The organism is Vreelandella sedimenti (assembly GCF_013416325.1).
Lineage (GTDB): Bacteria > Pseudomonadota > Gammaproteobacteria > Pseudomonadales > Halomonadaceae > Vreelandella > Vreelandella sedimenti.
Genome location: NZ_JACCGK010000001.1, coordinates 197,982 through 216,047 on the forward strand (window position 1 = coordinate 197,982; position 18,066 = coordinate 216,047).

Consider the following 18,066-nt stretch of genomic DNA (forward strand, 5'->3'; position numbering starts at 1 on the left):
AGGTGATAACAATGACATCAGTCAGCCAAGTAGGCATCGTCGGCGTGGGCCTCATGGGCCATGGGATCGCCAGCAGCCTGCTACGTGCAGGCCATCAGGTCAGGTTTCTGAACCACTCCGGTAACCAGCCAGTAGATGACTTATTGGCAGCCGGTGCCATCTCGCTGAATACAGGACGAGAGGTGGCCCAGAGTGCTGAGGTGGTGATTCTGTGCGTCACCGGCTCACCTCAAGTAGAAGCCGTGCTGTTTGAACCCAACGGCGTATTAGCGGGGTTAAAGCCCGGATGTGTCGTGGTGGATTGCTCCACTGCGCTGCCCAGTTCAACAGAAAAAGTCGCTGCCAGAGTCACAGAGGCTGGCGGGCGCTTTATGGATGCGGCCATGACGCGCACGCCGAAAGAAGCAGCGGAAGGGCGACTCAATTTGATCGTTGGCGCGCCGAAGGCGCTGTTCGATGAAACACTGCCTCTGCTGCAGGGCTTTGCCGAAAATATTGCCCATGCGGGCGATGTGGGCGCGGGGCATACTCTTAAACTGCTGCATAACTTTGTCTCTTTGGGATTTTCGGCAGTATTGGCCGAGGCTACAGCGGCATCTCGTAAAGCGGGTATTAGCGATAGCGCATTGCTGGAGGTATTAGGGGCTGGGGGCGGAGGTGGCGTCGTGCTCGAGCGGCTGCGCCCCTATATCGCTGATAATGACCCTTCAGGCTTCAAGTTTACCGTTGCCAATGCCAGCAAAGATCTTGGTTACTACCACACGATGACCGAAGACCTTGCCGTGGAGGGGGGGATCGCTGAAGCCGTCCGCAACCTGTATACATCGGTTGAAGATCAAAGCCTGCCAATACCCGCGCTAATCGGTGTGCTAGAGCGGCGTTAAAACAGATAGTGATTTCTCAATGAGCTGTGCTTGACCTAGGTTCCCCATACGCTGCCAAAAACACATTCACGGCGCTGCTGATTTGGCGGTGAAGCTCTTCATCGCTGGGCAGTTGCCGTACGCCCATGCTGACTTCTGTGACCAGCATACCCTGCCACATGCTGCACAGTTGGTCGGCTGCAATGGAGGGCGAGCCAAGCGTTAAATGCCCGGCGCTGGCCAGTCTTTCTAACTTCTCTTGTAGCCATTGTTGCATTGCCCAGGGGCCCGCCTCGAAATAAGCCTTTAACAGCTCCGGGTACTGCTCGCCCTGGGCGCTCATTGCTCGCTCAACCGCCAGCACATGGGGCTCCAGCAAAAAGTGTACTAAGCTCATGCCGACTTCGATCAGTGATTGGCGAACCCCCTCGTGGGTATCGGGCAGTTTATCTAACCCCCTGCGGATGGTTTCGGTTTCGCGCCGTATCACACTGCCAAACAGTGCCTCTTTGGTCATAAAGTGACCGTACACTGTGACTTTGGAAACCCCCGCTTCTCGGGCAACGGCTTCCATCGTTACCCCCTCTAAACCGTGGCGAAAAAACAGACACGCCGCCGCATCCATCATGGCATTCCGTTTAGCCATATCCTTGGGTCGTCCAGCGCGGCGTTTTGGTTCAGGCGGTGTATGTTGAGAATCTGTCATTCGGTGCAGTCCGTGCCCATCGAGTAAATAAATATTGAACGTGAGCGTACACATATTATAGTGAACGGTATCGTTCAAGAATAAACCATTTCGAGGCCAGCATGGGCACTCCTCTAAAAACTTCCTGGAACCACCTGTTTCGCGGCACGCTGGCGGCGCTGTTGATGGTAGGTGCCACACTGGCGACGGTGTTTTTTCTCTCCAGTCAGCACAGCAGTGCTCAGCAGGCCCGCCAGCAAGGCGCTGATAATGCCCTGCTACAGGTGGCGAGCAAGGCTCTGGAACAAGCCGAACAACTGCAACGCGATGTGCGCTTAACCGGCCGTGTGGTGGCGCGCCAGTCGGTATCGCTGGCGTTCGAACCCGCGGGGCGGGTCAGTGCTGTGTCAGCAGACAGAGGCGATGCGGTTGAACAGGGGGATGTGCTTGCCACGCTGGATACCCGTCGATTGGAAAGCCGCTTAGCAGAGGTAGCTGCACGCAGTGAAGAAGCCCGTGCCAGCCTTGCTCTGGCTCAGCGCCAGGAGGAGCGTGAAGCGCAGCTAAACCAGAGTAACTTTGCCAGCCGCACGGCGCTGGATCAGGCCCGGACAGATCGACTGACCCTCCAGGCTCGCCTGGCGGCGCTGGCAGCCGAGCGCGATAGCCTTACCGCCGATTTGGATGACAGCACGTTAAAAGCGCCCTTCGCCGGACGAGTGATCGAGCGCCATGTCAGTGTCGGCAGCTTGGTGAGTAGCGGCACTACCGCTTTCGATCTTATCGACGTCGAGCAGTTAGAAGCGCATCTTGGCCTACCCGCAGCGCTGGCCGCGACGTTTACTCCCGATGAGGCCGTTGAATTGATGGTGAATGGTGAGGAAGTCAGCGGTGAGGTACGTGCCCGACTTCCTCAGGTGGATAGCGACAGCCGCACCCAAACGCTGGTGGTGTCGCTGGAAGCCCCAGATCACGCCGTGCCCGGCGATCTGGCAGAGCTGCGCTACAGGATCACAGAGCCCGCAAACGGATACTGGGTGCCGTTGGATTCCCTGCAAGCCGCCGACCGTGGCCTGTGGAACGTATTGGTGGCCGAGCCGTTAGAGAACGATCACTACCGTGTGGCCCAGGCCAGCGTGGAGCTACTGCATAGCGAAGGCGACCAGGCCTTTGTACGCGGCACGCTGGCGCCGGGCATGCGGCTGATTACCGGTGGCACCCACCGTGTAACGCCAGGTCAGCAGGTCACGCTAAGCGAGGAAGTGGCCTATGAATCGCCTTGAGTGGTTATTTAACCGTCGACTGTTAGCGCTAGCCCTGGGCCTTCTCGTTGTCGCCGGGCTGTCGGCCATTCAAACGTTGCCTCGCGCGGAAGACCCCCATTTGGTGGCGCGAATGGCTACCGTGTTTGCGCCTTTTCCTGGTGCGACCCCCGAGCAGGTCGAAGCTTTAGTGGCGCGTCCCATTGAGGATGAGCTGCGCACTATCGCTGAGATTAACGTGCTGGAATCCACCTCACGCCAGGGCATTGCGGTGATTAGCCTTGAGCTTGAGGATGCCGTGACCAATGTAACGCCGGTGTGGAGCCGCGTGCGCGACAAGCTGGCCGATGTCGCCCCTACCCTGCCTGACGGTGTGCAAACGCCGGAACTGCTGGATGATCGGGGCTACGCATTTAGCATCGTGGCCGCATTGCGCTGGACACTGGATACCCCGCCCAATCCCCAACTGATGGAGCGCTACGCCGAGCGTTTGGAAGCAGCGTTTAGAAACGTCCCTGGCACGGAGTATACCCACCGCTTCGGCGTGGCGGGGGAGCAGGTAGAGGTGAGGGTTAACCCGCTTGAACTGAACGCATTGGGGCTCTCCGTCGGGCAATTAGCGGCCACTATTGAGGCAAGCGATGGACGACGTACCGCAGGTGAAGTGGTCACCGACGGCCACCGGCTGACAGTGGGGCTAAGCGGTGAGTTTGATGCGCTCGATAGGCTACGCGAGATAGAAGTGACGACTCGGCAGGGGCATACCGTAAGACTTGGCGAGTTGGCTGAGCTACGCCGGGGCGTGCAAGACCCGCCCGCCTCAGTGGCACTGCTTAACGGCGAACGAGCGGTGTATGTCGGCGCACGTATGGCTACCGGCCAGCGAATTGATAACTGGGTGGAAAAAGCACAAGAGCAGTTGGCGGTGTTCACCGATGAATTGCCTGTCGGCATCGCGGTTGAAGAGGTTTTCGAACAGGCCAGTTACACCAACCAGCGCTTAAGTGACGTGGCTGGAAGCCTGCTGATGGGGCTAGCGCTGGTGGTGGCGATCCTGTTCATCACCATGGGCTGGCGCTCGGCGGTGACGGTGGGGTTGGCGATTCCCGCCACGGCCCTGCTCACTCTGGCGCTCTTCCAGCCGCTGGGTATCGATATTCACCAGATGAGCATTACCGGTATTATCGTGGCGCTGGGGCTGATGGTCGACAATGCCATTGTGATGACCAACGCCCTGCGCGAGCGCTTTTTGAAAGATGATTCAGCGCTTGCCGCTACCCGGGACACATTACGCCACTTAGCGGTGCCGCTGCTGGCCAGCACCTTAACCACCATATTGGCGTTTATGCCGATTGTGTTGATGCCAGGCCCTGCGGGGGAATTCGTAGGGCCCCTGGCCATGGCGGTGATGGTCGCACTGGTAAGTTCTTATCTGGTTTCGTTGCTGCTGGTGCCTGCGCTGTCACCCATGCTGTTAGCCAGGGTCGCTGATAAACCTCCAACGCCTCGAAATAACGGCGTCAGTGGGATGCTCAAGCGCGGCTTCCGCCGTACGGTACGCAGCGCGCTGCGTCACCCCTGGGCCGCCATGATCATCACCCTGTGTGTGCCCGTGGGTGGCATGGCGTTGATGCCCACGCTGGACGTGGCGTTTTTTCCTCCCGCAGACCGCGACCAGTTTCACATCGAGGTGCGCCTGCCCCCCGCCAGCAGTATGACCAACACCGAAGCACTGGCCCATGAAGTCGATGCCATGATTCGTGAGCTGCCGGGCATCACCCGCGTCTCGGCGTTTGTCGGTGAAAGCGCGCCAATGATGTACTACAACGTGCTTACCAATGAGGATAACAACCCGGCATTTTTGCACCTGATTGTGGACACAGCTTCTTTACAAATCACTAATGAACGGGTGCCCGCCTTACAGCAGGCGCTTGATCGGCATTTCCCCCAGGCCCAAAGCGTAGTGCGCAAGTATGAGCAGGGGCCGCCGTTTAAAGCCCCGATTGAGCTACGTGTCTATGGTGATGATCTGGCAGTGCTGTCATCGCTGGGACTTGAGCTAGCGGGCCTAATGCACCAACTGCCTCAGGTGACCCATGTGCGCGCCGGCATGCAGCGTGATTTGCCCAGGTTAACCCTGGATATCGACCACACCGCACTGAGTGATGCGGGGCTAACGCCGCAGCGGCTAGCGGAACAAGTGGGGGCCGCGCTCTCGGGGCAATCAGCAGGCATGTTGCTGGAGGACACGCAGCAACTGCCGGTGCGGGTGCGCTACGCCGATGAGTGGCGCACTAACGCCGAACAGCTGGCGGCGCTGCGCCTGGTCAGCGATCAAGTAGCTGAGGGACTGCCACTGGCGGCGGTGGCAGAGGTGTCACTCACGCCTGCCTGGAGCGTGATTACCCGCCGTAACGCTGAACGGATGCAGTTGGTACAAGGGTACCTGGTGGCCGACGCTCTTCCGGCGGTCTCCATGGCTCAGTTGGATGCCAAGCTTCAAGCAGCGTTGGCGTCAGGGGCGTTTCAATTGCCCCCTGGTTACCGAATCGAAACCGGTGGTGAAGCCGCCGAGCGAGATGACGCCGTGGGCAAGTTGCTTGCCTCGGTGGTGCTGCTGGTCATAGCCATGGTGGCCACCGTGGTGCTGGCATTTAACTCCTTCCGACGGGCCGCCATTGTGTTTATTGCCGGCGCCCAGGCGATGGGTATGGGCATTGTGGCGCTGCTCCTAAGCGGGCATGCGTTTGGTTTCGTGATTATCGTCGGCATCATGGGGCTGGTGGGGGTAGCGATCAATGCCACCATTATCATTATTGCTGCCTTTGATGACGATGAAGCCGCCCGCCGAGGCGATATCGATGCCATGCTGGCGGTGATCAGTGGCCCTACCAGTCGGCATATCGTTTCGACCACGGTCACTACCTTTGCAGGCTTAATTCCGCTGATGTTGGCCACTGGTGGGCTGTGGCCCCCATTCGCGCAAACGGTTGGTTTTGGACTACTCTTGGCGACGCTAGTGTCGTTTTTCTTTACCCCTGCCCTTTATCGGCTGTGGGTATCGAGATCTGTTGACGTTGAGCCTCATGATCGCACGACTATTTTACAAGGATGAGTAAAATAGAATGTATCAACAATCGGTCAAAAGCGTAATGAAACGAGTGGATAACGCCCTTTATCTAGTCAAAGAGAAAGGGCGTTATCGCATTTCAACGGGTGGCCTATTAAAATCGGCGCAGCAGGCTTAAGCGGGGTCGCGATCTATAGCAAACGCTGACCATGCCTGACGAACGGTCATAATTTCCAAGCGGTTGATGTTGATATGGGCGGGCAGCGTGGCCAAGTAGTAAAGCTGCTCGGCGATATCTTCCGCTTGAAGTGGCGTCGTACCCCGGTAAAGTGCATCCGAAGCGGCCTGGTCGCCTTTAGTCCTGACCAGCGTAAACTCGGTTTCTGCCATGCCGGGCGCCAGGTCAGTGACTCGCACGCCAGTACCTAACAGGTCGCAGCGTAGGTTGTAGCTGAACTGTTGAACAAAGGCTTTCGACGCGCCATACACATGCCCGCCCGGATAGGGCCACTGTCCCGCCACCGAGCCGAGATTGAGAATGCTCGCGCCTTTACCGGTTTTCAACAGCAGCGGCAGCGCTGCGTGTGTCACATTGACCAACCCCGTGATATTGGTGTCGATCATGGTGTGCCAATCCTCTAGCGCCACCTTTTGCGCCGGCTCCGGTGCCAGAGCTAACCCCGCGTTATTGATTAAACACGTCAGCGGCAGAAACGCTTCCGGTAAGTTGCTAATGGCGTCAGTCACCGCGTCACTATCGCGGACATCCAGCGCCAGCGTTAGCACGGGCACCTGCTGGGAAAGCTCCTCCTCAAGTGATTTGAGGCGCTCTACGCGTCGCCCGGTTAAAATCAATGACCAGCCCGCTTTGGCAAAGCGCTGGGCAGCCGCTTTGCCAAACCCTGATGTCGCTCCGGTGATAAGTACGCTAGGCATTGCAATTTCTCCACGTTATTCAAATGATTAAAAGTCGATGGGTCGAGTTCTGACATCACTGTAAGCAACGCTGGTTCAAGCCTTTAGAGCCAGTTCGTGCCTGTGACTGTGACATCACTCGTCTGTCCCTCTGGTATGTAACGACTGGCCCTACAGCCTAAACGGTTGACTCACTAGGCTGGCAAGCACGCTATTTCTTAACGGATTACTTAGGGTGCTTGCTATGAATACCAATATTGCCGCTTCACATCCACCTAAAAGCGGCGTGGATAATACTTATGTACACACCTTAGATCGCCAGTATGTGTTCCACTCCTGGGCACAGCAAGGCAGTTTAGACCCGATGGTGATTGCAGGGGCTGAAGGGTGTCGCGTATGGGACTATGTGGGGCGCTCGTATCTGGATTTTAGTAGCCAGTTAGTCAATACCAATATCGGCCATCAGCATCCCAAGGTGGTTAGCGCGATTCAAGCCCAGGCTGCGAGCCTGTGTACCATTGCCCCCGCCCATGCCAACTTAGCCCGGGGCGAAGCAGCCAAGCGTATTATCGCCAAAGCGCCCGCTGGCTTTAGTAAGGTGTTTTTCACCAATGCGGGGGCTGATGCCAACGAGAACGCCATCCGTATGGCGCGCCTTTATACCGGGCGAAGCAAAATACTATCCGCTTACCGCTCCTATCACGGCAATACCGGTTCAGCGATTGCCGCCACCGGTGATTGGCGGCGTGTGCCCAATGAGTATGCCAGCGGCCACGTGCACTTCTTCAACCCTTATCTTTATCGCAGTGAGTTTTGGGCGCGCAATGAAGAGGAGGAGTGTGAGCGGGCGTTGCAACACCTGCGCCGGGTGATTGAGTGCGAAGGTGCTAATGCGGTGGCGGCCATCCTGCTGGAAACCATCCCCGGTACTGCTGGCGTGCTGTTACCTCCGAAGGCGTATCTTCAGGGCGTTAGAAAACTCGCCGATGAGTTCGGCATTGTGCTGATTCTAGATGAAGTGATGGCCGGCTTTGGTCGCACGGGGCGCTGGTTCGCTTTTGAACATTACGACATGACGCCGGACTTAATCGTCTTCGCCAAAGGGGTGAACTCGGGCTATGTGCCTGCCGGGGGCGTGATTATCTCTGAACCCATCTCACGCTATTTCGATGACCACTTTTTTGTCGGCGGTCTGACGTATTCCGGTCACCCGCTGGCAATGGCGGCGATAGTCGCGACCCTGGATGCGATGGATGCAGAGGGCGTGGTTGAAAACGCTGACGAGGTGGGTAATGGCCCGTTAGCCGCAGGCTTGCAACAGCTTACCGAACGATACGCTATCATTGGTGATTGGCGGGGTGTTGGTGTGTTCCATGCTTTGGAGCTCGTCAGCGACCCGGTTTACAAAACGCCACTGCCAGGGGCGGAAGTGCTGAAACTCAAACAGCAATTAATGGAAAACGGACTGCTGGTCTTTACCGTTGAGAACCGCATCCATGTGGTACCGCCGTGTATCGTAACGGCTGCTGAAGTAGAGGAGGGTTTAGCCATCTTGGATCGCGTGCTGAAAAACTATACGGCATCACGCTAGATGATAGGTTAAGTACTCAGGGCGTTATCGTAGGCTAGGCCCAGGCGCTGTATGCCTGGGTCGATACGTTCCCTCTCGATGGCGCCAAACCCTAGCCGGAAAAAGCGCCGCGGCGGGGCGGCATCGAAGAAGTGCTGGAAGCCGGGTTCAATGAGCACACCCCGCTGGGCGGCATGCCAGGCTAGCCGCTGAGTGTCTATGCCCGCATCCGCTTCCATCCAGAAGGCGCTGGAGCGACTACTGCTGTGACTGAGGCAGCCGGGCAATGCCTGATCAATAGCGAGCCGCATCGTGTCGCGCCGCCGGTCGATTTCCTCCACATGAAGCTTGAGGTAGCGCTCGTAATAGCCTTGAGAAATAAACTGCGCCAGCTGGTGCTGTAACGCAGCGGGAGGGTGTCGGTACATCATACGGCGCAGCGCCCGCAGCTCGTCAATCACTTCAGCATCGGCCACGACATAACCCATGCGCAGCCCAGGCGAGAGCGCTTTGGATAAGCTGCCCATGTAGATAATTCGGGCGCTCTGCGCGCTGGCTTTGAGGGCTGGCAGCGCGAACTGGTCGCCATGAATCTCGGCGTCGTAGTCATCCTCAATCACGATTTGGTCGCGATGGGCTAGCTGGGCCAGCAGAGCTTCGCGTCGCTCGTGGCTCATGGTCACCCCGGTGGGCACCTGATGACTGGGCATGACGTACAGATAGTCACACTGCTGAGACCCCTCAAGACGCATGCCTTCCGTATCCACTGTTTGCAACTGCAGGCTGGCACCGCGCTGGGCAAACACATTCATTGCCTCGCGGTAACCGGGAGTTTCTAGCGCCACACGGGTGCCCCGATGGCAGAGCAGCTGAGCAATCAAATAGAGTGCATTTTGCGTCCCCATGGTGATCAGAATCTCTTCTGAGCGAGCAAAAATTCCCCGGCGCGGCAAAATACGTTTTCGCAATTGCTCAATCAGGAGCGGGTCGTCCTGGTCAATACGATCGCGCAACCAGGGTTTATCGCGCTGTGAGCTTAGTAAACGCCGAGAAACATCGCGCCACTGGGCTAACGGAAAAAGTCGCGTATCTAGCTGGCCGTAAATAAACGGATAGGCATATTCCGACCAATTACCGGGTTTGAGAATGCCTTGGTAGTTAGTAGGGCGCTGAGCAATGCGTTTGTGCCAGTTTGGTGCGCTTATTGCGCCGTTATTGGTTTCGGTTAACGCTGTTAGGGATGAATTAAGCGTTGATTGAGGCTCGTTATAATCAGGGTGTAAATAGTAGCCGCTACGAGGGCGACTTATTAAATAGCCATCCTCAACCAGCTTTTCGTAAACAATCGCCACCGTATTACGCGAAATACCCAGCTGTTGCGAAAGCTTGCGGCAGGAGGGTAGCGCGTCCTCGCTGGGTAAGCTTCCCATACGAATCGCTTCCAGCAGCGTTTTGCGTAGCTGTTCTTGCAGGCAGGCGCCAGCGTTAGGGTCGACCTCAAGACACAGTGATGTCATGCACTTCTCCTCTTCAAAACCCTGGCCGTCTAGCCTATTCACTCAAGCATCTCTCCTTAAACAAAGCATCTTTCGTGCCAGTTCTGTTGTCGGCAGCGGCTATCGGTAACTGTCCTTTTAATTTGCGCTAACTGGCTCTAATCGCAGAGAGGATAAAAATCTAGGGTGAAGTCAGCTACTGCAAACAGTGGGGCGAGCGATTTTTTGACTGCTTTTTCTAAAAATGTATTTTTTAAAAGCGTATTTTTGAAAACCTAGGGGATATCAGACGATGAAAAAAATAACTGCCTTAGCCTCCGCAATAAGCATCGGGGCACTTGCTTTAAGTGCGTCACTGACCGTTGCCGCTGCGGATTTAGATGAAATAGAGAGCCGTGGCTATATGAGCGTGGCCACCGAAGATAACTACGCGCCGTTCAACTTTATGAGTGGCAGCGATCCCGATGGTTTTATCAAAGATATATTGATTGAACTGGAGGAGTACGCTGACTTCGACATCCGCCAGGATATTTTGCCTTGGACGGGGCTTTTGGCCTCGGTTTCATCGGGCCAATACGACATGGCGCTTACCGGCGCGTCGGTGACCGACGAACGCCTGCGGGTGTTTAACTACGCGCCGCCGTTTGCCTCGGCACAGCACTTTTACATCAAGCGGGCAGGTGATGACCGTATCAACAGCATTGAAGACTTAAGTGGCATGACCCTGGGTGTTCAGGCGGGCAGTGCACTGCTATCGCGCCTGCCAGAGTTGGAGGTCATGCTGGAAGAGAGCGGTGGCGAGCTGGGCGACGTGATGGAGTATGAGGCCTATCCAGAAATCTACGCTGACCTGGCCAACGGTCGTGTCGATTACGTGATTAACTCTATCGTGCCGGTTAATGACCTGATCCGTGAGCGCTCTGACGTATTTGAAGCGGGCCAAGCCGTCTCCGGCCCAGGCTTCGTGGCCTGGCCGATGCCTAAAGACAGCCCAGAACTGCTGACCTATATCACCGACTTTATGAGCCACCTGCGTGATTCTGGCCGCCTAGCCGAGCTGCAGGAAAAGTGGTTTGGCGAGTCCTTTGACGACCTGCCGACAACCCCTATCACCTCAGTGGAAGAGTTCCACGAAATGGCCGGTATGTAAGCCATCACATTCGCCTGCCGCCCGGTATGGGCGGCGGTTTTCTTATAGCGAATTAGGGGGTGAGCATGGACAGTAGCGCATGGGGGCTCCTTATCCAGGGGGCCTGGACAACGCTTTGGATCTCCGGCATATCCATCGCCATCGGTGTGGTAATGGGGTTGCTGATTGCCTTGCTAAGAGTGGCCAAAATCCCTGTTCTGCATCAGCTGCTAGGCGTTTATATTAGCCTGGCGAGGGCCACGCCATTGGTTACACTGGTGCTGTTTATATTCCTAACCGCACCGACCATGGGCATTAATCTCAACCGCAATGTGGCCGGTATTATCGCGTTAACCCTCAATACCACTGCTTTTAACGCTGAAATCTGGCGCTCTGCATTTAACAACTTCTCTAAAGAACAGCGCGAAGCGGCCCTGGCCATTGGCATGACTCCCTGGGTTTATTTCCGCCGCATTATGTTACCGCAAATAACCATTACCAGCCTGCCAGGGTTGGTGAACGAGATGTCATTTCTGATCAAAGGCAGTCCCGCCATTGCGGTCATCGGCGTGGTAGATCTAACTCGAGTGACCAACCGTATTTCGGCGGTCACCTACGACCCTTTGCCGCCGATTTTAGCGGCTGCGGTGCTGTACATGCTGATCATCAGCCTGCTTGTCTGGCTTCAACGCCTGGCTGAGCGCAAAGCCAGTCGGTTGGCCGTCTAACTTGGCCATTAAGAGGGAGCCTCTATGAGTAATTGGGACATTCTTTGGTCGTCGTACGATGTGTTTTTAAGTGGTTTTTATAACACCTTAAAGCTATTTGGTTTATCCGCCGTGCTGGCTTTTTTAATGGGCAGCGCCATGGTGTTTTTATTGGAGGGTTCCCGCCCACGGTTAAAGGTTCCGCTGCGGATTTTTATCGATGGCATGCGTATGCTGCCATTTTTGATCCTGGCCTACCTGCTGTATTACGGCTTACCCAGTGCAGGCATCCGCATGAGTGCCTGGACGGCCGGGATTATCGCCCTGGTGATCTACCATGGCGCATACTTCGCGGAGATTCTGCGCGGCTGCCGCGCTACCTTCGCCCAAGGGCAGGTAGAGGCAGCCATCGCTCAAGGGTTTTCGCAGCCCCAAATGTTTATGCGCATTATCTTGCCGCAGCTAATTTTGAAAACCCGCGGTTTATTGGGCAATCAGTTGATTATCCTACTCAAAGACACCGCCTTTCTGGTGATCATCACCGTGCGCGAACTCACCGCGGCGGCAAGCAGCCTGTCGAGCACCTACTTCATTCCTATGGAAGCGTTCATCGTGGTGATCGGCTTCTACTGGCTGATCAGTATTGGTTTAGAACTGTTTATCAAAATGATTGGCCGTTTTGGCGCCAAGCGAGGATTCGAAAATGCCTGAGACCGCCGCTGTTAGTATTCGTAATCTTTCCAAAAGCTTCGATGGCACCGAAGTGCTGCGGGATGTATCACTGGAAGTGCAACCCGGCGAAGTGGTGAGTATTTTGGGATCATCGGGTTCGGGTAAATCTACCCTGCTACGCTGCATTAACTGGCTTGAGCAACCCGACCGGGGTGACATCCGTATTGCTGGTGATCGCATCGGCGTGAGTGACTCAGGAAAACCCATGTCGCGCCGTGAGCTGGCAGGCATGCGTGCGCGACTTGGCATGGTGTTTCAGGGCTTTAACCTCTGGCCTCATTTAAGCGTGCTGCGCAATGTCACCGAGGCGCCTATTCATGTTCAGGGGCTAAGCAAAACCGAGGCTGACGAGCGGGCTATGGCGCTGCTCGAAAAAGTCGGCATGGCTGACAAGCGTGAACAATACCCTTACACGCTCTCTGGTGGTCAGAAACAGCGGGTGGCGATTGCGCGGGCACTCGCCATGCAGCCTAAGGTGATGCTGTTCGATGAGCCCACTTCAGCCCTCGACCCCGAACTGGTGGGGGAAGTGCTTGGGGTGATCAAAGACCTCTCCAAAGAGGGCTACACCATGGTGCTGGTGACCCACGAAATGGAGTTTGCCCGGGCAGTCTCCGATCAAGTGGTCTTTCTCGACAAAGGCATCATCATTGAAAAATCCCACCCCAGCGAGTTTTTTGAGAACCCTAAAACCGATCGAGTACGGCGCTTTCTGGAACTTGAAGCACCAGCGGTGTGAACTCACTGAATCTGGCGCTGGCTAGATCATTACCCCAACTGCCTGCGCCAGCGGCTCTCTATGGTATCCAGCTCTGCCGGGCCGTACTGTGCATGATCATGCGGCCCGTAGTAGGCCCATAATTGATCGCCGTAATCGAAGTGCCACCACTCGCTGGGCAGGTTGGTGAAGCCTTGTTGTTGCAGGGTGTGATAGAGCAGGCGGCGGTTATCCCGCGCCTTATGTTGCTGCGTGGTAAGCATTTCCAGCTTTTCGAAATAGTCGCTATGGGAGGCGGGGAGCGCTTCATCAAACAGGGTGCCCATATCCAGCGGCAGGCCATCGGCATCACAAAGCGTGACATCGACGGCACCGCCGGTGAGGTGCGGGCTGGGGGCTAAAGGATCGCGGCTGGGCACCGAGACAAACTCTCTTGTACGCTCCAATAGCTCCGCTTCGCTGAGATCTGGATGGTGGTGGTGGATGGCTTCATGCAGGGTATCGAACAAGTACTGCTGCACCCGCCATGGCCGCCAGCCATCCAGTACGATCAACCCGATGCCCTCGGGTAAGCTACGTGCCGCAGCGAGTAGCGCCCGATAAACCCCCTCACGAACGAAACACTCTGACACCGCACCCGGAATACCCAGCCGAGCATAGGCGGGGAACACGCTGACCGGTGCCGGGGCGAGGCTCATCGGTACCAGGCGCTCGCCGTTATCTTCAATAGGCGCACGGCGCAACTGCTCCCAGCAGGGGGCTGGGTGGCTGGGTATAGGCGGCAAGGCCTTCAATAGTGTGCTCAAAGGCATTATGTTATCCAAGCAGAGTGTTATCCAAGCTGGTTATCAAAATCAGGTTATTAAACTGGTTGTCAAAATTGAGTAGGCAGCCACAGCGTCAGCGGTGGAAAAAGAATGAGGAGAATAAGCACCGCAATTGCCGTCAGTACAAAGGGCCAAATGGTTCTAAATAGCGACACTATCTCAAGCCGACTAACCGCGGCGGCCACGAACACACAGGCGCCCAGCGGTGGCGTGATCAACGCAATGGTAATGTTCAGTGTGATGATGACGCCCAGATGAATGGGGTCGATACCCGCCATCATAGCCACCGGCGCAAAGATCGGCGTCAGTAGCATCAATGCCGACACCTCTTCCATAAACATGCCCGTGATGAAGGTGATCGCACTAAGCAGCAATAAAATAACCACGCTATTGTCCACGTAGGGTGATAGTAGGGATACAAATTGCGTAGGCACTTGCGCATAGGAGAGCAGCCAGCTAATCGTCGCCGAGGCCGCCATGATGAGAAAAATCGCCGAGGTTAAACGTGCCGTATCAAGGATGGCTTGCCAGCACTCTTTCAAGCGTAAACCACCCAGCACAAAGCCACATAAGGCCACATACAGTGCTGTCAACGCGCCCGACTCTGTAGGCGTCACAAAGCCCAGCACGATGCCAGCAACAATAATAAAGGGAGCGATAAGCGCAGGCAGAGCGGCTGCGAAGGCTATGCCAAGTTGGCCGATTGAGGGCAACTGGCCACTTTTGGGTAATCGGTGGCGCCAGGCATACCAGGCGTTCATGCCCATAAAGGCAACCCCCAACAGCAGACCCGGAACCACGCCCGCCAGAAATAGATCACCTACTGAGGTGTTCGTCAGTGAGGCGTAGAGGATCATAAAGATACTGGGGGGAATAATCGGGCCGATCAGCGAGCTACCGGCAGTCAATCCTGCGGCAAAGGCTCTTGAGTAGCCCTCCTTCTCCATGGCAGGTACTAACAGCGACCCCAGTGCCGAGGTGTCCGCCACCGCTGAGCCATTGACACCAGCGAAGAAAACGCTCGACACCACGTTGACGTGGCCCATACCGCCCCGCAAGTGTCCCACTATTAGTCGGGCGAACCCCATCAGGCGCTCGGTTAAGCCGCTGACGTTCATCAGGTTGCCAGCGAAGATGAATAACGGAATAGCCATCAAGGAGAACACATTGATACCGCCAAAGAATTGCTGGGGCAGCATACGTGGAATCATCGAGGGGTCGACAAACAGAAAGCCCACTATCGCGGTGGTCAGCAGTGCGATGAACAGAGGAAGTCCAAGCAGAACGTGGCCGAGGAAAACCACCAGCATCGTCACAATCATAAGGTGTCCTCAACGGTTTTTAGCGGCGCGGGGCCATAGAGAAGCGCATGCCAAGCCAGTAATAAAAAGCCAACGGGTAGCGAGAGGAGGGGCACCGTGCGGCTAATGCCAAGTCCTGAGGTGGTAAACATGCTGACGGAGAGTGCATAGCGATAGCTGATCCAGGCTCCCCCCGCTGCAATCAGTAGGGTGAGTAGCCACTGGTACACATTCAGCAAACGCGCGAAGGGGGTTGGCAGCAGCTTCTCCAACAGGCCAACGCGCATGTGACCCCCTTCCGACCAGACGGTGCCAGCCGCGAGCATCACGGTGGCGATAATCAAAAATCGCGATATCTCATCTGTCCAAATAGGGGCGCCACCGGCGATGTAGCGGGCAAACACCCCAAACAGAATGGCCGCAACATTGAGGCATAACAGCGCGCCCGCCAGGGTTAGGGACACCGGGCGGCTGATCGCCAGTAGACGGGATCGAAGTGTATTAAACATGGCAGCCTTCCATGAAGTACAGAAACGTTAAGCACTAGAACATTCAGTACTGGGATATTAAGTACTGGAAATAGAGGGCCGGTAAGATACCAGCCCCTGTTGTTAACACCGTTAGTCGAGCAGTTCGCTCATGCCTGCATCTTCCAGCGCCATATCGATCCAGCGTTGCTCGATATCACGTTCTTCAAGCCATTCAAGATAAGCGGGCTGGCCAATGTCACGGAAAGCGCTGAGCTCCTCTTCAGAGGGGAGAATCACTTCCATGCCTTGCTCTTCCAGGTAGGTGATACGCGCCTCAACCTGTTCCTCGTTGTGCTCACGGGCATTGTGATTAGCTTCGGCGACGGCCTCCATAAAGGAGCTACGAAGCTCATCGTCCCAGCCTGCGATCATGTCGCTATTGCCGACAAGGAACTGGTTGGAGTACTGGATATTGGCCAAGGTCAGATAGTCCTGCACTTCGTAGAGGCTGCCCAGGCTGATATACATCGGCGGGTTCATCTGGCCGTCCGCTACCCCTGTGCGCAGCGCCATGTAGGTCTCTGTCCAGGGGATGGGAGTGCCGGAGGCACCGAAGGATTCATAGAGGGCTACCTGGCTGGGATCCATGGCCCGGAAACGCAGCCCTTCGAAGTCGTCAGGGTGACTGATAGGCCTTTCGTTGTTGGTGAATGCCAAAAAGCCCCCCTCTTCGACGACCGCCAGCATAGCGACACCAGCACGCTCCTGCAGAGCATTACTGACTTCCTGCCAATACGCTCCTTCATCGAAGAAGCTACGCGCCGCCGCAAAGTCGTCGAACAGAAACGGAATAGCGCTGACGAAGATCTCATCAACGAGAGGAGAGACGCCTGCAAATGACGCCACGTTGAGCATGGGCGTATTCATGGTTTGTTCCATGCGCTCCTCTTCATCACCCAGCATGCTATTCGGGTAGAGCTCAAGCTGTATCTCACCGTCAGTTTTTTCGTCTACCAACGTTTTAAGGTTCTCTGCAAAGACGTGGACAGCATTCTTTTCCGGGTCAGGGGCGCCGTTATAGCTCAGATTAATCGTGGTAGCCGCGAAAGAATTTCCCGCCATCAAGGCAGAGCCAATCAGGCAAGCTGAGATGAGTTGCTTGAGTGAAAAGCGTTGAGTCAATGTAGGTTGAGTAAGCACAGGTTGTTTAAACATAAGCTGATTACACATAGATAGTCTCCTGGTTTATTGTCGTGAGCTATGAGGCGCTAAGGGCATGTTATTGGATTTATAAGGAGTGCTTACATAGAAGACTATGTATTGAGGTGTTGACTATGCAATACCTAAACTGTGGCTTTTATTGCAACAGTCGTGGTGCATCGGCGGAGAAAAAGCGCATGCCTTTGTGCAAATGATCGATGCAAGTGATTGAGGCGACCGGGAGTTCCTGCCCTTTCAGACTAACAATTTGTGCCCGCGTACCGTTCATCACCGGGTACTGCATCGGTAGTGTGAAGATCTCACCGCGCTCAATCTCATCCGCTACGGTGAGTTCGGGCATAAACGTAACGCCGATGCCTGAGCGGACGAAATTCTTTAGCACCGAAACAGAGTTGGTATGCAGGCGTGCTTCAAGATGAATGCGCTCCTGGTGGGCCACCATATTGACCATTTGCCGCATACCAAAAGGGTTATCCATTAACGCCAGGGGCCACTCCTTTAAGTCATGCAGCGTTACCGGGCGGTTAAGATCACTTAGTGGGTGATTGGGGGGCACAATAACATCGAGCGGCTGGCGCGTTTCCACGTGGCAGAAAAGTTGCGGGTCTACCGGCGGTGCATAAAGTAGCGCTATATCCACTTCGCGATCTTTGAGTAACGACATCGCTTCGTTGACACCCGCCATGCGAATTTCGACATTGATACCTGAAAACGCTGACATAAAAGTGCCTAACGGTGCGGCGATCAGGTCAGCGATAAACCCTTCTCCGACGGCAATACGAACTTCCCCTTTCGTTAGGCTTTGAAGTGCCATTAGCTGGGAGAGCACCGCTTCTTCTGAAGCCCGCTGGGCATGAAAATGGTGCACCAGTAGCTGGCCCGCTGCGGTTGCGCGCATCCCTCTTCCGTGCCGCTCGCATAGCTGTGTATCCAACTCTTCTTCTAGTGCTTTTAGTTGGCGGCTAACGGCAGATGCATCGACGTTCAGGTGGGCCGCGGCGCGCCTGAGCGAGCCGCGGCGAATCACTTCATTGAGGTAGGTTAATGCACGTTGGTTAAACATAAAACACGCCTGTCGTGGAGTGTTTTATATCTTACCG

16 protein-coding genes are annotated in these 18,066 nt (G+C 55.8%); 8 read left to right on the forward strand and 8 right to left on the reverse strand.

Going from position 1 to position 18,066, the window contains the following annotated elements:
- Positions 1-11: 11 nt before the first annotated feature.
- Positions 12-884: an NAD(P)-dependent oxidoreductase gene (locus HZU72_RS00860; protein WP_180089707.1), complete on the forward strand. Its 873-nt coding sequence runs from the start codon at positions 12-14 to the stop codon at positions 882-884.
- Positions 885-900: 16 nt separating this feature from the next.
- Here HZU72_RS00860 and HZU72_RS00865 read toward each other — a convergent pair whose 3' ends face one another.
- On the reverse strand, positions 901-1,569 hold the full coding sequence (locus HZU72_RS00865) for a TetR/AcrR family transcriptional regulator (protein WP_180089709.1): 669 nt from the start codon (positions 1,567-1,569) through the stop codon (positions 901-903).
- 101 nt (positions 1,570-1,670) lie between these two features.
- Between HZU72_RS00865 and HZU72_RS00870 the strand changes: the two genes are divergently transcribed.
- Positions 1,671-2,831, forward strand: a complete 1,161-nt coding sequence (locus HZU72_RS00870) for an efflux RND transporter periplasmic adaptor subunit (protein WP_180089711.1) — start codon at positions 1,671-1,673, stop codon at positions 2,829-2,831.
- Positions 2,818-5,925 (forward strand): efflux RND transporter permease subunit, encoded by a 3,108-nt coding sequence (locus tag HZU72_RS00875; protein ID WP_180089713.1) that lies wholly within the window; start codon positions 2,818-2,820, stop codon positions 5,923-5,925. Before HZU72_RS00870 ends, HZU72_RS00875 begins: the two co-directional genes overlap by 14 nt.
- A gap of 129 nt (positions 5,926-6,054) precedes the next feature.
- Here the strand turns inward: HZU72_RS00875 and HZU72_RS00880 are convergent, their stop codons facing one another.
- Positions 6,055-6,816, reverse strand: a complete 762-nt coding sequence (locus HZU72_RS00880) for an SDR family NAD(P)-dependent oxidoreductase (protein WP_180089715.1) — start codon at positions 6,814-6,816, stop codon at positions 6,055-6,057.
- A 223-nt stretch (positions 6,817-7,039) separates the two neighbouring features.
- Here HZU72_RS00880 and HZU72_RS00885 point away from each other — a divergent pair, with 223 nt between their 5' ends.
- Positions 7,040-8,386 (forward strand): aspartate aminotransferase family protein, encoded by a 1,347-nt coding sequence (locus HZU72_RS00885; protein ID WP_208457903.1) that lies wholly within the window; start codon positions 7,040-7,042, stop codon positions 8,384-8,386.
- An 8-nt stretch (positions 8,387-8,394) separates the two neighbouring features.
- Here the strand turns inward: HZU72_RS00885 and pdxR are convergent, their stop codons facing one another.
- Entirely contained in the window at positions 8,395-9,882 is a 1,488-nt protein-coding gene (gene pdxR, locus HZU72_RS00890; protein ID WP_180089717.1) for a MocR-like pyridoxine biosynthesis transcription factor PdxR, read from the reverse strand.
- Between the two features lie 271 nt (positions 9,883-10,153).
- Here pdxR and HZU72_RS00895 point away from each other — a divergent pair, with 271 nt between their 5' ends.
- The 4 genes from HZU72_RS00895 (at position 10,154) to HZU72_RS00910 (ending at position 13,168) form a co-directional block, all read left to right on the forward strand.
- Entirely contained in the window at positions 10,154-11,011 is an 858-nt protein-coding gene (locus HZU72_RS00895; protein ID WP_180089719.1) for a transporter substrate-binding domain-containing protein, read from the forward strand.
- 65 nt (positions 11,012-11,076) lie between these two features.
- On the forward strand, positions 11,077-11,718 hold the full coding sequence (locus HZU72_RS00900) for an amino acid ABC transporter permease (RefSeq protein ID WP_071694451.1): 642 nt from the start codon (positions 11,077-11,079) through the stop codon (positions 11,716-11,718).
- Between the two features lie 24 nt (positions 11,719-11,742).
- Positions 11,743-12,408: an amino acid ABC transporter permease gene (locus HZU72_RS00905; protein ID WP_180089721.1), complete on the forward strand. Its 666-nt coding sequence runs from the start codon at positions 11,743-11,745 to the stop codon at positions 12,406-12,408.
- Positions 12,401-13,168, forward strand: coding sequence for an amino acid ABC transporter ATP-binding protein (locus HZU72_RS00910; RefSeq protein WP_180089723.1), 768 nt, complete (start codon positions 12,401-12,403; stop codon positions 13,166-13,168). Before HZU72_RS00905 ends, HZU72_RS00910 begins: the two co-directional genes overlap by 8 nt.
- A 29-nt stretch (positions 13,169-13,197) precedes the next feature.
- Here HZU72_RS00910 and HZU72_RS00915 read toward each other — a convergent pair whose 3' ends face one another.
- The 5 genes from HZU72_RS00915 to HZU72_RS00935 form a co-directional block, all read right to left on the reverse strand.
- Positions 13,198-13,959, reverse strand: coding sequence for a M15 family metallopeptidase (locus tag HZU72_RS00915; RefSeq protein WP_208457904.1), 762 nt, complete (start codon positions 13,957-13,959; stop codon positions 13,198-13,200).
- 62 nt (positions 13,960-14,021) lie between these two features.
- A complete protein-coding gene (locus HZU72_RS00920; RefSeq protein ID WP_180089725.1) occupies positions 14,022-15,296 on the reverse strand; it encodes a TRAP transporter large permease in 1,275 nt (424 codons plus the stop codon).
- Positions 15,293-15,784, reverse strand: coding sequence for a TRAP transporter small permease (locus tag HZU72_RS00925; RefSeq protein WP_180089727.1), 492 nt, complete (start codon positions 15,782-15,784; stop codon positions 15,293-15,295). Before HZU72_RS00925 ends, HZU72_RS00920 begins: the two co-directional genes overlap by 4 nt.
- A gap of 111 nt (positions 15,785-15,895) precedes the next feature.
- The gene (gene dctP / locus HZU72_RS00930; RefSeq protein WP_371829530.1) at positions 15,896-16,975 is read right to left on the reverse strand and encodes a TRAP transporter substrate-binding protein DctP; all 1,080 of its coding nucleotides are present in this window, start codon (positions 16,973-16,975) and stop codon (positions 15,896-15,898) included.
- Between the two features lie 127 nt (positions 16,976-17,102).
- Positions 17,103-18,029, reverse strand: a complete 927-nt coding sequence (locus tag HZU72_RS00935) for a LysR family transcriptional regulator (RefSeq protein ID WP_180089729.1) — start codon at positions 18,027-18,029, stop codon at positions 17,103-17,105.
- Positions 18,030-18,066 lie beyond the last annotated feature (37 nt).

Coding starts and splice junctions, on each gene's coding strand:
- HZU72_RS00915 (WP_208457904.1), bottom strand. CDS start 13,959: ATGCCTTTGAGCACACTATTGAAGGCCTTGCCGCCTATACCCAGCCAC.
- HZU72_RS00910 (WP_180089723.1), top strand. CDS start 12,401: ATGCCTGAGACCGCCGCTGTTAGTATTCGTAATCTTTCCAAAAGCTTC.
- HZU72_RS00935 (WP_180089729.1), bottom strand. CDS start 18,029: ATGTTTAACCAACGTGCATTAACCTACCTCAATGAAGTGATTCGCCGC.
- HZU72_RS00860 (WP_180089707.1), top strand. CDS start 12: ATGACATCAGTCAGCCAAGTAGGCATCGTCGGCGTGGGCCTCATGGGC.
- HZU72_RS00920 (WP_180089725.1), bottom strand. CDS start 15,296: ATGATTGTGACGATGCTGGTGGTTTTCCTCGGCCACGTTCTGCTTGGA.
- HZU72_RS00900 (WP_071694451.1), top strand. CDS start 11,077: ATGGACAGTAGCGCATGGGGGCTCCTTATCCAGGGGGCCTGGACAACG.
- dctP (WP_371829530.1), bottom strand. CDS start 16,975: ATGTGTAATCAGCTTATGTTTAAACAACCTGTGCTTACTCAACCTACA.
- HZU72_RS00880 (WP_180089715.1), bottom strand. CDS start 6,816: ATGCCTAGCGTACTTATCACCGGAGCGACATCAGGGTTTGGCAAAGCG.
- HZU72_RS00895 (WP_180089719.1), top strand. CDS start 10,154: ATGAAAAAAATAACTGCCTTAGCCTCCGCAATAAGCATCGGGGCACTT.
- HZU72_RS00885 (WP_208457903.1), top strand. CDS start 7,040: ATGAATACCAATATTGCCGCTTCACATCCACCTAAAAGCGGCGTGGAT.
- pdxR (WP_180089717.1), bottom strand. CDS start 9,882: ATGACATCACTGTGTCTTGAGGTCGACCCTAACGCTGGCGCCTGCCTG.
- HZU72_RS00905 (WP_180089721.1), top strand. CDS start 11,743: ATGAGTAATTGGGACATTCTTTGGTCGTCGTACGATGTGTTTTTAAGT.
- HZU72_RS00925 (WP_180089727.1), bottom strand. CDS start 15,784: ATGTTTAATACACTTCGATCCCGTCTACTGGCGATCAGCCGCCCGGTG.
- HZU72_RS00870 (WP_180089711.1), top strand. CDS start 1,671: ATGGGCACTCCTCTAAAAACTTCCTGGAACCACCTGTTTCGCGGCACG.
- HZU72_RS00875 (WP_180089713.1), top strand. CDS start 2,818: ATGAATCGCCTTGAGTGGTTATTTAACCGTCGACTGTTAGCGCTAGCC.
- HZU72_RS00865 (WP_180089709.1), bottom strand. CDS start 1,569: ATGACAGATTCTCAACATACACCGCCTGAACCAAAACGCCGCGCTGGA.